Annotated in this window: 11 protein-coding genes and 1 tRNA gene; 4 read left to right on the top strand and 8 right to left on the bottom strand. The window is 62.0% G+C overall.

Annotated elements, in window-relative coordinates; all coding sequences use genetic code 11:
* Nucleotides 1-74 precede the first annotated feature (74 nt).
* Together ADIAG_RS08170 and ADIAG_RS08165 are read left to right on the top strand one after the other, a co-directional pair.
* On the top strand, nt 75-1442 hold the full coding sequence (locus tag ADIAG_RS08170) for a short-chain fatty acid transporter (RefSeq protein WP_007270874.1): 1368 nt from the start codon (nt 75-77) through the stop codon (nt 1440-1442).
* A 93-nt stretch (nt 1443-1535) separates the two neighbouring features.
* On the top strand, nt 1536-2423 hold the full coding sequence (locus tag ADIAG_RS08165; protein ID WP_043474248.1) for a 1,4-dihydroxy-2-naphthoate polyprenyltransferase: 888 nt from the start codon (nt 1536-1538) through the stop codon (nt 2421-2423).
* A gap of 30 nt (nt 2424-2453) precedes the next feature.
* Here ADIAG_RS08165 and ADIAG_RS21845 read toward each other — a convergent pair whose 3' ends face one another.
* From ADIAG_RS21845 to ADIAG_RS08155, 3 genes are all read right to left on the bottom strand, one after another.
* Complete coding sequence (locus ADIAG_RS21845; protein WP_007270872.1) at nt 2454-2699, bottom strand: hypothetical protein; 246 nt, start codon at nt 2697-2699, stop codon at nt 2454-2456.
* Between the two features lie 93 nt (nt 2700-2792).
* Entirely contained in the window at nt 2793-3035 is a 243-nt protein-coding gene (locus ADIAG_RS21840) for an SAP domain-containing protein (protein WP_007270871.1), read from the bottom strand.
* Between the two features lie 126 nt (nt 3036-3161).
* Nucleotides 3162-5987, bottom strand: a complete 2826-nt coding sequence (locus ADIAG_RS08155) for an FAD-binding and (Fe-S)-binding domain-containing protein (protein ID WP_007270870.1) — start codon at nt 5985-5987, stop codon at nt 3162-3164.
* Between the two features lie 156 nt (nt 5988-6143).
* Here ADIAG_RS08155 and ADIAG_RS08150 point away from each other — a divergent pair, with 156 nt between their 5' ends.
* Nucleotides 6144-6809: a GntR family transcriptional regulator gene (locus tag ADIAG_RS08150; RefSeq protein WP_007270869.1), complete on the top strand. Its 666-nt coding sequence runs from the start codon at nt 6144-6146 to the stop codon at nt 6807-6809.
* Nucleotides 6810-6900: 91 nt separating this feature from the next.
* Here the strand turns inward: ADIAG_RS08150 and ADIAG_RS08145 are convergent, their stop codons facing one another.
* Nucleotides 6901-7170 carry a DUF4229 domain-containing protein gene (locus ADIAG_RS08145; protein ID WP_007270868.1) on the bottom strand — a complete coding sequence of 90 codons (270 nt, stop codon included), beginning with the start codon at nt 7168-7170 and terminating at the stop codon, nt 6901-6903.
* Nucleotides 7171-7222: 52 nt separating this feature from the next.
* Between ADIAG_RS08145 and ADIAG_RS08140 the strand changes: the two genes are divergently transcribed.
* Complete coding sequence (locus ADIAG_RS08140; RefSeq protein WP_007270867.1) at nt 7223-7639, top strand: PLD nuclease N-terminal domain-containing protein; 417 nt, start codon at nt 7223-7225, stop codon at nt 7637-7639.
* Between the two features lie 66 nt (nt 7640-7705).
* Here the strand turns inward: ADIAG_RS08140 and ADIAG_RS08135 are convergent, their stop codons facing one another.
* From ADIAG_RS08135 to resB, 4 genes are all read right to left on the bottom strand, one after another.
* Entirely contained in the window at nt 7706-8872 is a 1167-nt protein-coding gene (locus ADIAG_RS08135; protein ID WP_007270866.1) for an RtcB family protein, read from the bottom strand.
* 702 nt (nt 8873-9574) lie between these two features.
* Nucleotides 9575-9648, bottom strand: a tRNA-Met gene (locus tag ADIAG_RS08130).
* A 416-nt stretch (nt 9649-10064) separates the two neighbouring features.
* The gene (ccsB, locus tag ADIAG_RS08125; protein WP_007270864.1) at nt 10065-11093 is read right to left on the bottom strand and encodes a c-type cytochrome biogenesis protein CcsB; all 1029 of its coding nucleotides are present in this window, start codon (nt 11091-11093) and stop codon (nt 10065-10067) included.
* A gap of 8 nt (nt 11094-11101) precedes the next feature.
* Nucleotides 11102-12706: a cytochrome c biogenesis protein ResB gene (resB, locus tag ADIAG_RS08120; protein WP_007270863.1), complete on the bottom strand. Its 1605-nt coding sequence runs from the start codon at nt 12704-12706 to the stop codon at nt 11102-11104.
* Nucleotides 12707-12714 lie beyond the last annotated feature (8 nt).

Genomic DNA, 12714 nt, shown 5'->3' with positions numbered 1-12714 from the left:
TGTGGTCCGGGTCATGGGGCGGCCAGGTTCATCGGCCGAGAACCCTGCCAGATCTGCACAAAGAGGTGTTGTTCATGAGCAAAACCGCCCCGCCACACGGTGGAACAGCAATTTCCCGGGCCATGCGGCCCATCAACAACCTGGTTGAGCGGTTCATCCCCTCGGCCCTGGTCTTCGCCATCGTCCTGACCTTCATTGTGGCCATCTTGGCACTGCTGGTCACCGGGTCCGGCCCGCTGCTGATCGTGCAAAGCTGGGGCGACGGGCTCTCGGGCCTGTTGGCCTTCATCACCCAAATGGCGTTGGTGCTGATGCTCGGATTCATCCTGGCCAACACCCGCCCGGTGCGCAAACTCCTGCGCTTCCTCGGGCGGATCCCCAAGGCCCCGCTCCAGGGCTACGTGTTTGTGTTCCTGGTGGCGGCCGTGGCCTCGCTGATCACCTGGGGCCTGGGCCTGGTGGTGGGCGGACTCTTGGCCCGAGAGGTCGCGGCCCAGGGACGCGAACGTGGCATCCGCTTCCACTTCCCGATGCTCGTCGCCGCGGGCTTCGCCGGGTTCGTGGTCTGGCACATGGGCTATTCGGGCTCGGGTCCGCTCACGGCGGCCACCCCCGACTCGTTCATCGCCAAGCAGCTCGGTGGGCCGCTGTCGATCTCCGAGACCACCTTCTCCTCGTGGAACATGATTGCCACCGTGGCCACCATCCTCTTGGTCGCGTTGGCACTCTATCTGGTGGCGCCGCGCGGGGACGACAAGATCGTGGAGTTGGCCACCGACTCACGCGAAGACCTCGTGGCCATCGACGATACGGTCACCACACCCGCTGACCGGTTGGATGCCAGTCGACTGCCGACCTTGTTGCTCGGGGCCATGTTGGTGGCCTACCTGGTCATCCATTTCTCCACCGGGGGCACGCTGACCCTGGACATCGTGAACTGGTCTTTCCTGGCCCTGATCCTGCTGGTGGTGCGCAGCCCCTTCGAGCTGATGGCGCTGACCAAGCACGCCGCCTCGAATGTCGGGGAGATCCTGCTGCAATTCCCGCTCTACGCCGGGATCCTGGGCATCATGACCGGGACCGGGCTGATTCAGATCCTCTCCGACGTGTTCGTTTCCATTTCCACGCCGCAGACCTTCGGCATGCTGGCATTCCTCTCGGCCGGGTTGGTGAACTTCTTTGTTCCCTCCGGCGGCGGTCAATTTGCTGTGCAGGCTCCGATCATGCTCACCGCGGCCGCGGAATTGGGTGTGGATCCGGCGATCCCGATCATGGCGGTGGCCTACGGCGACCAGTGGACCAACATGATCCAACCGTTCTGGGCCCTGCCGCTGTTGGCCATCGCCGGGTTGAAGATGCGTGACATCCTCGGGTACACCACCATCGTCTTGATCGCCTCGGGCGTGGTTTTCGCCGCAACCCTGTTCATCGTCTCGCTCTAGGGAAGACTCCGGCTCCCGCACAATTTCTCCCCCGCCCGCGCGCGGGGGAGAATAAGGGCTGCATGTTTTTTCCCAGCAGCGAGAGGACTGATGGTGGCTACAATTGCCCAATGGGTTGCGGGGGCACGCCTGCGTACCCTGCCCATCGTGATTGCACCGGTGGTGATCGGCACCGCTGCCGCCGTGGACATCACCGGGAAGCTGGCCTGGTTCGAGGCCGTCCTGGCCCTGGCCGTCGGCCTGTTGCTGCAGGTCGGGGTGAACTACTCCAATGATTACTCGGACGGCATCCGGGGCACCGACGACGTGCGCGTGGGCCCGCTGCGGCTCACCGGCTCCGGACTGGCTAAACCCACAACCGTTCGCAACGCGGCCTTCGTCTGCTACGGGCTGGCCGGTATCGTCGGGGCCTTCCTGGTGGTGTACACCGCGTCCTGGCCGTTGTTGCTGGTGGGCGTCGCCGCAATCTTGGCTGCGTGGGGCTACACCGGTGGCAAGAACCCCTACGGCTACCGGGGGCTCGGTGAGGTCTTCGTCTTCATCTTCTTCGGCCTCGTGGCGACCCTGGGGACCACTTACACCCAGGCCCAGCAGCTCACGCTGCCCGCCTACCTCGGTGCCGTGGGCACCGGGCTCATGGCCACTGCCCTGCTCATGGCCAACAATATCCGCGATATCCCCACCGACAGTGAGGTCGGCAAGTTGACGCTGGCCGTGCGGCTGGGTGACCCGGTGGCACGGGTTAGCTACGTGATGATGCTGGCGGTGGCCATCTTGCTGCCGTTGGTGCTGGTCTCCACCCACCCGTGGATGTGGCTGATTCTGCTCACCGCGCTGTTGTGCCTGGCCCCGTGCTGGATCGTGTTGCGCAAGCACGATCCCGGAGCCCTGATCCCGGTGCTCAAGCAGACCGGCATCATCAACCTTGTCTACGCCGCATTGTTCACCGTGGCCATCGTGATGGACAAGGCGCTGGCCTAGGTACCGAGGTACCTCGAACGTTCCACCAGCTCAACGATCGATGACCGATACTGGGCCGCGGCGCACGTCGGCGGGAAGCGAGCGGTACTGTTTCCATCCGGCGAGCATCTCTTCCCTGCTGCCGCCCGGATTCTGTTCATGCCAGTCGCGGGTGAAGCGGTTCAACTCGAATTGCTGATCAATGAGCCGCGGTTCGGCACCCCTGGTCGCCGACCAGTGTGCGAGCGCATCGGCACGTGTCGTGGTTCCGTTCGCTACGGCAAAGAACTCCCGCATGGGCGCATCGAAGTGGAACCCGGGACCCAGTTGTTCGGTGAGCCATAGCCTGAGGACCTGGCTGCAGCGCTGTCCCGGCGGCACCACCGTGTGTCATGACAGTGGGGGTGCCAGTTGCTTCCCTGCCCGCTTGCGCACCACGGGGGCAGGGATGGGGGTTCCGTCCAGGAACGCCATGAGCCGTCCGGCGAGTTCGGCTTTGCCCCCGCCAGTGCGAATCCCCTGCTGCCGGGCAAAGGCCACCAGCTCGTTCTTCGTCCAGTACCACCTGGCGAATTCGGTGCCGTCGAGAGCCGGGCTCAGCCACGGACGCTCCGGAATATCAGTGGCGTTCATGGCATGAGGCTATCAACGGATCATTAGGCCCGCGCTTCCTGCGTCAGTGGCCGAAAAGCGTGTCCCACCACGGACGCAGGAAGCGGACAACAGCAGGAGCCCACCGCCGGGCCGCAGCCCACCATCCTAGGGCCGGGTGCTGCGCTCCAGCAGTTCCAGCACGTGCTCATAGGGTTGCCCGGTGGCCCGGGTCATGCCCAGTTCACAGGTCCTGTTGCATGAGGCGTGGGTGGCGGCTGCGAAGTCCCGGACCTCGGCTGCCTGCTCTTCGGTGGCCGAGGCGGTGAGCTCGGGGTGCAGCATCCCGCGGTCCCCGGCAAAACCGCAGCAGCCCCAGTTTTCGGGGATCTCCACACTTTGTGCCACGGCCTCGGCCACCTGGGCCAGCGCGGGGTTCAGGCCCATGCGGGTGGAGGAGCAGGTCGGGTGCAACGCCAGGGACGTGACCTTCTGCCCCTCGGGTAGCAGCGGCAGGATGTGTTCGGCGGTGTAGTCCACCACGTCGATGATGCGCAGGGCCCTGCCGCCGGGGGGAACTGTTTCATTCTCGAGGCAGTGGCGCAAGCCCTCGGTGCAGGAGGAGGCGTCACAGAGGATCGGAAGCTCACCGTTGCCGCTGGCCGTGCGCAGGGCTGCGACGGTGCGCTCGGCCATGGAGGCGCCTCCGGCTTCCATCCCCTTTGAGGACCATGGGGTGCCGCAGCACAACGAGTCGATGCCCTCGGGCACCAGCAGTTCCACGCCCACCCGGCGGGCCAGGGCGCTGAAGCTTTCTTGGATTCCTCCCTGCGCCGGATCCGCCGGGCCGAACATGGTGTTCACGCAGGCCGGGAAGTAGACGGCGGCCGGTTCACCTTCCGGGGCCTCACGTGCGCGAGTGGAGCCTCCGGCGGGCAGTTCGGCGGAGTACAACGGCAGGGTATCGGCACCCAGCACCGCCCGCCCGAGCTGGTTGGCGCCACGCAGCAGCGGCTCCGGGAGCTTCTCGGCAATTCCCAGCATTGTTCCCGCACCGCGGGTCACCGCCGACCAGTGTTTGGCGGCGGCGTCCCACACCGCGCCTTCGAGCTTGTTTGCCTCCTTGGCACGCAGTTTCTTCACCAGGGTTCCGGTATTGATGTCCACAGGGCAGGCGGTCTGGCACATGCCATCGACCGCGCAGGTGTCCACCGATTCGTAGGAGTAGTCCTTTTCCAGGGCCGCGACCAACGCGCTGTCCCCGGCCAGACGCGCGGTTTCGATGGCGCGCAGCGTGACAATGCGTTGGCGCGGGGTCAGCGTCAGGTTCCGCGAGGGGCAGACCGGCTCGCAGTAGCCGCAGGCCACGCAGCGGTCCACCTCGGAGTCCACGGCTGGAGTGAGCTTGATGTGCTTCAGGTGGGCCTGTGGATCCTCATCTAGGATCACCCCGGGGTTCAGCAGGCCGGCCGGGTCCAAGAGCGTCTTGATCTCGCGCATGACCGAGTACAGCTCGTCACCGTACTGGCGTCGAACATAGGGCGCCATGACCCGTCCGGTACCGTGTTCGGCCTTGAGCGACCCACCCTCCCCCAGGATCAGGTCGACCATGTCCTCGGTGAAGGCCGAATATCGATCGATCTGGTCCTTGCTGTGAAAGCCGTCGGTGAGCATGAAGTGGACGTTGCCGTCCTTGGCGTGCCCGAAGATCACCGAATTTTCGTATCCGTAGCGGTCAAAGAGCACCGAGAGTTCTGCGCAGGTACTCGCGAGGGCGGGGACCGGCACCACCACGTCCTCCAGCAAGGCCGTAGTTCCCTGGGCGCGGGCTCCGGCCACCGAGGCGTAGAGTCCCTTGCGAAGTTTCCACAGCTGGGTGCGGGTGGCGAGGTCCGGGCTGAACGTGGCCGGAGCGCTGAGCTTGAGCGAGTTCGCCAACGTCTCGCCCTGAGCTTGGCGTTGGGCAAGGCCTTCGGCATCGGTTGCCGTGTACTCCACCAGCAACGCTGCATGAGATTCCACGTTGAGTCCAGCCACGATGCCAGGGGTCCCGGGCAGGTTCTGGCCCACCTTCAGCGAGAGCGAATCCATCAGTTCGACCGTTGCCGCACCGGATCCCACCAGCGCTTCGAGAGATTCGTTGGCCGTGAACAGGTCCTCGAACACCAACAAGGAGGTGGTGACGTGTTTGTACGACGGGACGGTCCTGAAGGTCGCCTCCGCGACGAAGCCGAGCGTTCCCTCGGAACCCACGATCAGGTGGGCCAGGACCTGGGCCGGGTCCTGATGGTCGAGGAAGGAGTTCAGCCCGTAGCCCATGGTGTTTTTCATGGAGAACTGGTGCTTGATGATGGCCACCGATTCGGCATTGGACCGCACCCGGCGACTCAGTGCCTCTAACCCGTCAAAAAGCGCAGGTTCCAGGGTGCGGAGCTTCTCGTTGGCGTCGGCCGCACCGGTGTCGATGACGGTTCCGCTGGTGAGCACGATGACCAAGGATTCAAGAGTTCGGTAGACGTTATCCACCGTCCCGCAGTGCATTCCCGAGGAATTATTGGCCACCACGCCGCCAATGGTGCAGGCGATCTCGGAGGCCGGATCCGGTCCGAACTTACGCCCATAACGTGCCAACCGTGCATTCAGCGCGCGCACCGTGACCCCCGGCTGGACACGGACTCGTAGTCCCCCGTCCAGGACTTCGATGTCCTTGAAGTTTTTTCGCACATCGACCAGCAACGCGTCGGTGACTCCCTGGCCGGAAAGCGATGTTCCGCCGGAGCGGAAGGTCAACGGCAGCTTGAGCTCGGCGCTGGCCTTGAGCAGTGCCCCGACTTCTCCGGCGTTGCCGGGGATGGCGACTGCCTGTGGGGTGAGCAGGAAGTGCGAGGCATCGTTGGCGTAGGCGTGCAGGTCGATGGCGCGCTCGGTAAGCTGGTCGTCGCTCGACAAGGCGCGTCGCAATGTGGGAATCAAGGCGTGGTGCTTCCGTTCCATCTAGTGACAATACGTCGGATATGCATCCGGGGCTTGAACCCAGACAACCTCCGACCCTAGTATTGTCTAACAAGTGCACTTGTCTATCAAGCTCGCGTTTCGACCAGCTGCCACGTTGCCTTCCCGTTGACTGCCAGCCCAAGGATCCGTAACTATATGAGTCGCCGCGTCATCCCGCTATCCATCATTGATGCCATCGTGGCCGATCTGCGGTTGCGGATTTACGAGGGCGTCCTCGCCCAGGGAACGGCGCTGACCGAGGCCGAGGTAGCAGGCAACTATGACGTAGCCAGGCCCACGGCCAAGGCAGCTATCGAAAGGTTGGTGGCGGACGCCCTGTTGGAGCGCGGCGCGCACAAGACGGCCCGTGTCAAGATGCTGGGCGCCGAAGCGGTTCGCGATATCTACGTCGCTCGGTCCATCGTGGAATCGGAAGTGGTGCGCCGGCTGGCAGCCACAGCTACCGTTCCACCAGCGGCAGTCCTTGCGAACACCGAGATCGTCGCCCGCATCCCCCAACCGGCCACCGCGCTCATCGCCCCGGACATGGAATTCCACACTGCTCTGGTCGACGCAATGGGCAATACTCGCACCAGCGCCATGTACCGCTCACTACTGGGCGAGGTGCGACTGTGCATGACTCGCGTGCAGTCCATGGAACTGCTGGATAACAAGCGTATCGCCGACGAGCATGCGGCAATCCTGGACAGGATCCGGGCCGGGGATCCGGACGGCGCGGCACGGGCACTCGATACGCATCTGGCACATGCCCGTGAGCTCTTAGCGGCGGATCTGCAACATTCTCCGGGGCCTGGATTCTAACTAACCGCAAGAACGTTCAACGTCAGCGGGGCCGGGACCCGGACACCGTAGTGTGCGACTCCCAGCCCTGCTGGCGCGTTACAGCAAAAAACTACTTGTCGTCATCGAGGAACCGGTCTTCGGCTGCCTCGTCTTCCAGGTCATGTTTGGACTTTTTGGGGCCCCGCGAGTCAAACATTTTCTGTACATCGGCGTTTGCCGCCAGACGCATTTTGTTCAGGAAAAGGTAGCTCAGGGCGAAGGCGATCACCAAGGCAATCAAGCCTGCCGTGTAAAGCGGCCATTGGAGCAAAAAGACCAGTGGAAGGAAAATGACGAAGAAAATGGCTAACCGGATCACGGTGTACTTGAAGAACTGCACCCCTCCAGTCTAGACGCAGCCAGTACACAGTTAAATTCATTAGACTGTACCCATGGTTAGGAATTTTATTTTTTTGGCGTTGGTTGCACTCGCAGTAACCATCTACGCCTTGATCGAATGCGTGCGAGCGCGTCCGAGCGACGTTCGTTCGCTGCCTAAGTCTGCTTGGGTGGCTGCGATCATCCTGCTGCCCTTGGTGGGCGCCGGATTGTGGTTCTGGCTCGGCCGTCCGGCCGCCAGCACCTATAATCAGCCGAACCAGGCCCGCAGGCCCACCACCGGTGCGCCCGACGATGACAAGGACTTCCTCCGCAACCTCGAAACCCAGGCCCGTCACAAGGCACGGGAGGACGCGCTGCGCCGCAAGGAGGCCGAGCTCGAGGCCCGCGAACGCAAGGTCAGCGACGAAAGCGACCCCCGCGACGAGGGCGGCAACCCGACCGAAGACACACCCCGGCACACACCGTAGTCATTCGCTAACGTGTCAAAGGCCGAGCAGCCCAGGAAAAATCCCTGGACTGCCCGGCTCCTTTGTTTAATCTCCCTTGACGTTGATGATCTGGCGCAGCTTGTGCCTCACCGCCACCAGCTCGGAGGCATCTTCCATGACCTGGTCAATGGGCTTGTAGGCCCCCGGAATCTCGTCGATGAAGGCCTCGGAGTCGCGGTATTCGATCCCCTTCATCGCTTCACGCAGCTGCTCGACGCTGAAGGTCTTGCGGGCGGCTGAACGGGAGTATTCCCGTCCGGCACCATGCGGTGATGAATCCATCGCCACGGCATTGCCCTTGCCGACCACCACATAGGACGCGGTGCCCATGGAACCCGGGATCAGGCCCGGGTCCCCTTCCCGGGCCCGGATGGCGCCCTTGCGCGAAATCCAGACAAATTTCCCGAAGTGGGTCTCCTTCTCGGTGAAGTTGTGGTGGCAGTTGATCCGTTCGAGCTCCCGCACCTCGCCGCCGACCCATTCGCTGAACTGCCGGATGACTCGGTCCATCATTTCTTCGCGGTTCAGCAGGGCGAACTGCTGTGCCCAGCGCAATTCCCGGATGTAGGTGTCGAATTCTTCGGTACCCTCGACCAAGTAGGCAAGGTCCGGGTCCGGCAGCTCGATCCAGTACTTTTTCGCTACCTGCTGCGCAACCTTGATGTGTTTGGTCGCGATCCGGTTTCCTACTCCCCGGGACCCGGAATGCAGGAACAGCCAGACGTTCTCGTCCTCGTCCAGTGTCACCTCAATGAAGTGGTTCCCCGAACCCAGCGAACCGAGCTGCAGCTCCCAGTTTCCCGCGTAGTCGGCCGGGTCGAAGCCGGCCTTGCGGGCCGTTTCCACCAGTTCTGCGATACGAGGAGCTGCTGTGGCAACGACCTTGCGGTTGTATTTGCCAGCCGAAAGCGGGATCGCCCGTTCGATGTCCTCACGCAATGGTTTACGGTTCTTGGGCAGCTGACGTGAGGTGTACTGGGTCTTGACAGCAATCATGCCGCATCCGATATCGACTCCGACGGCGGCGGGGATGATAGCCCCCAGCGTCGGAATCACGGATCCTACGGTTGCGCCCTTGCCGAGGTGCGCGTCCGGCATCAAAGCTAGATGGGGGAAGATGAATGGCATCCTCGAGGCGGTGATGGCCTGCTCGCGGGTCTTCTCATCCAAGATGGATGCCCAGTTTTTGAGCCGGCTGTTGATGGTCTCCACGGTTTCGCTTTCTGATGTGAGGATCCATGCCCTGTGGATTCAGAGCATGTGAGAAAGGTCCGGGGAATCGATCGGATCCATAAAAGAAGCCCCGAACCATGGTGGTTGCGAGGCTTGTCTTGCTGCTGGCGTGCAGAAGTCTATGAGCTGTGCAACCGGTGGTCTTGTTCTTGCTGAAGCTGGCGCTTATTGGCGCGCTGGAAGTATTCACGTGGCTGGGTCATTTGCAGATTCAGCATGGTGCACTTCCCTTCAGTTCAGAACAGTCCCCTGATACGGGGGGCGATTGCGTCGGCGATGATCATTGGCCGATAACTGCTGAGCCTAGCATCAGGGTCAGAATTCCGGCAAGCAACACCGATCGAATCGGTGGCTTCGTGACCGCGTCCAAACTCCCAGATACTCCGTCGACGTACACGAGTCAGGGTTCAAGGGGACGAACGATGAATGCCCCTGAGGACCGGTCCGGGGCCGAACCCAGTCACGAACGCCATGTTCCCCGTGCCGAGAAGACCCTCGTGGGAACAGGTTCGGTGCGAGCAAGGTTTCTTGCTCCAGGACAGCACCGGGAGATCATATTGATCCCCTCCCCACACCTGACGGAGGACATCCCGATCGTCCATGAGAAAGGGCCCAGGCCCCTGAACCCGGGAAATGCAAGAAGCTCTTGTTCCAAGATCTGGAACAAGAGCTTCTTCTTTGTGGCGGGGGCAAGATTTGAACTTGCGACCTCCGGGTTATGAGCCCGGCGAGCTACCGAACTGCTCCACCCCGCGTCGGTAGATACAACAGTAACAGCGGAATGTCCGGTCGCCTAATCGAGGGCCCTCTTGAGTGATTTTTGCCGAAATTGCCGCAGATCCGGCTAAATCGGGGACCAGTTGCGGCATTTCCGAGTACATCTCGACCAGATATCCAAATTTCCAACAGTGACGTCAATCACGCATACTGTCTTGCGGCGGGCGCCGTTCCTCGTGTCGGGCGAATGCCAACACGCTCTCCTGCGCCACCGATGCGCTCTCGCGGGGGAACCTGCGGGAGGTCCGCCGCAAGAAAACGTTTTGGGCGTAGGGGCACGACAGGAACTCTCCCCCCGCGGACCGCCAGGAGGCCCCAACGCCCCGGGTTAACACCAAAGTGCCCCCGTCTCCGTTCAGCAGGAGGCGGGGGCACTAGATATCGAACCGAGGTCTTAGAGCCCCGCGTACGAGTGAAGGCCGTTGAAATAAATATTCACGATGGTGAAGTTGAAAACGATACAGAGGTATCCGATGATGCTCAGCCATGCCGAGCGAGCACCGGTCCAGCCGCCCGTTGCGCGGGCGTGCAGGTAGCCCGCGTAGACAACCCAGATGACGAAGCTCCAGACTTCCTTGGTGTCCCAGCCCCAGTAGCGACCCCAGGCGGCTTCGGCCCAAATGGCGCCGGCCATGACCGTGAAGGTCCACATCACGAAGGCCACCGCATTGATGCGGTAGGCGAAGTTCTCCAGCGGAGCAGCGCCCGGTACAAGGCGCATGAATGGAAATTTGTCGGGTTTTCCGGCAGCCAGCGAATCCATGCGTGCATGCTGGAGCAGCTGGAGGACGTTCATCGCGAAGGTGATGGTGAACAGGGACGCTGCCAGCACCGCGATGGACACATGGATGATCAGCCAGTAGCTCTGCAGGGCGGGAACCAAGTGTGCAACCGGTGTCGGGAAGCCCATGGTGGCGCCGCACAGCATCACTGTGACAAGGCCAAGGACGAAGGTACCCATGAAGCGCAGGTCCTTCTTCAGCAACACAAGCGAGAACACCAGGGCCACCAGGAAGGAACCTGTAGACAGGAACTCGTACATGTTGCCCCATGGGACACGGGCGGCAGCAACACCGCGGGCGACCACGGCAAATCCCTGCAGCAGCACGCCGAGCCAAGTCAGAGAGACCGCGATCTTGGCGGCCATGCGCTTGGCCGATGCCACGGTGTAATCCATCGAATCGTTAACCAACGCGTTCTCAGTGCTGGCAGCTGGAGGGGCATCGGCGGCGCCCGCCGCCACGAGAACCTTCTTTTCGGTGGCAATCGTCGCAGCGTCAATTTCCTGGATGAGCTTGCTTGATTTCGCCAGGTCCCATGCGAAGGCCACGAAGGCCGACGCATAGACGATTGCGGCAAGCAACATGAACAAGTCGCTGTACTGTCCCAAGGCCACGTTGATCGTGGGAATGTTGTTTTCCATTCGGTCTCCTAGACTCCGGCTCGCTCAACGGCGGGCCACTGCTGCTCAAGAAGCTTACGCAGCTCCTTGGCTTCGGATTCAAGTCCATGGTCTTCACCACGGGCCAACAATCCATATTCAATTATCCGCTCTTCATGGCCAGATCCGTCAACCGACGTTTTGACCTTCACCCAGGCACGGCGGCGTGCGGTGAAGAGCGAGATGGCCAGACCCAGCAGGGCCAGGGCGGCAAAGATCCCGACAGGACGCTTGCTCGGGTCATAAGCGATATCGACACCGATAAAGCGTTTGAGCCCGTCAAAGGAAATACTTCCCTTACCATCGGGTAGTTCGTAGGTCTGTCCGGCGCCCAAGACGATGCCTCCTGCATCGAGGCTGCGGTTATTCAGTTCCTTGAGCTCGTCGGTCTCAAGGACGTACACGTTCTGCGGCTGTCCATCGTCCAGTCCCAGATTTCCGTAGTACGAGTTCAGCTGAAGCTGCGGGTTGATGGCGTTCGGGTCCCCAGAAACGGCGAACCCGGTTTCATCGGTGACTGCCGTGGGAAGGAGGAAACCCTGGAAGCCCAACTGGTCTGGTTTTGCATCCGGGGCCTTGATCACCATGAGCGATGTGTACATTCCATCTTGTGGCACTGCGGTAACCGGTCCGCTGAAGGCTACGTTTCCGTCGCCGTCCTTCACCGTGACCACGGGAGCGTATCCGTTGCCGACCAAGTACATGTCGGCGCCATCGATGCGCAGGGGGTGGTTGACCCGAATGGTTTCCTTTTGCGGCTCTGCATCCGGACTGCGACGGGTTTCGACCTCGGCGGTGAAATCGATGGGCTGGCCGAAGTGTGTGGTGGATTCGCGGTCAAAGGTGATGTTGAACTTGTCCAGCTTCACCGAGTACGGGTCCAGGGAATCTTCCTTGAACATGGTCCCGGGTTTGAAGGAGTCGTAGGACACGAGGGAATTCACGAAGGTCTCCCCCTCAACCAGGACACGCTGGCCGTTGTAGCCGAAAGCCCCGCCGATTCCCACCGAGGCCAAGAGCCCCACCAATGAAATATGGAACAAGAGGTTGCCGATTTCCCTTACGTAGCCGCGCTCGGCACCCACCGACGGGCTGGTGCCCTCGAGGCGGGCTTCGGAGCGGTATCCACGCTTCTTGAGCAGCTTGGCGGCCTGCTCGACGATCTGCCCATCGCTGAGACCCGATTCGGAAGCCGACTGGATCTGGATGGTTCCGTTTTGCGGCAGGCGGTTCAGCCGTGAAGGGGTGCGCGGCGGAGGGGTGCGCAGCGCCTTGGCATGCTTCTTCACCCGCGGAAGGATGCAACCAATCAGCGAGATGAACAGCAGCAGGTAGATGGCGGAGAACCAGACGGAAGAATACACGTCGAAGAGCTGAAAGCGGTCTAGCCATTCACCGGCAGTCGGTTTGTTGGTCAGGTAGGTGGTCACCTGCTCAGGATTGACCGAGCGCTGGGGAAAGAGCGAACCGGGCACCGCTGCCACTGCCAGGAGCAGTAGCAGGAACAGCGCGGTACGCATGCTGGTGAGTTGGGTCCAAGCCCAACGCACCATGCCCAGGAACCCGAGCGCCGGAACAGCAACGTCTTTTTTCATATCTGGCT

The organism is Paeniglutamicibacter gangotriensis Lz1y (assembly GCF_000348945.1).
Lineage (GTDB): Bacteria > Actinomycetota > Actinomycetes > Actinomycetales > Micrococcaceae > Paeniglutamicibacter > Paeniglutamicibacter gangotriensis.
The sequence above is the reverse complement of the archived record's forward strand: the minus strand, read 5'-3'. Positions and strand labels throughout refer to the sequence as shown.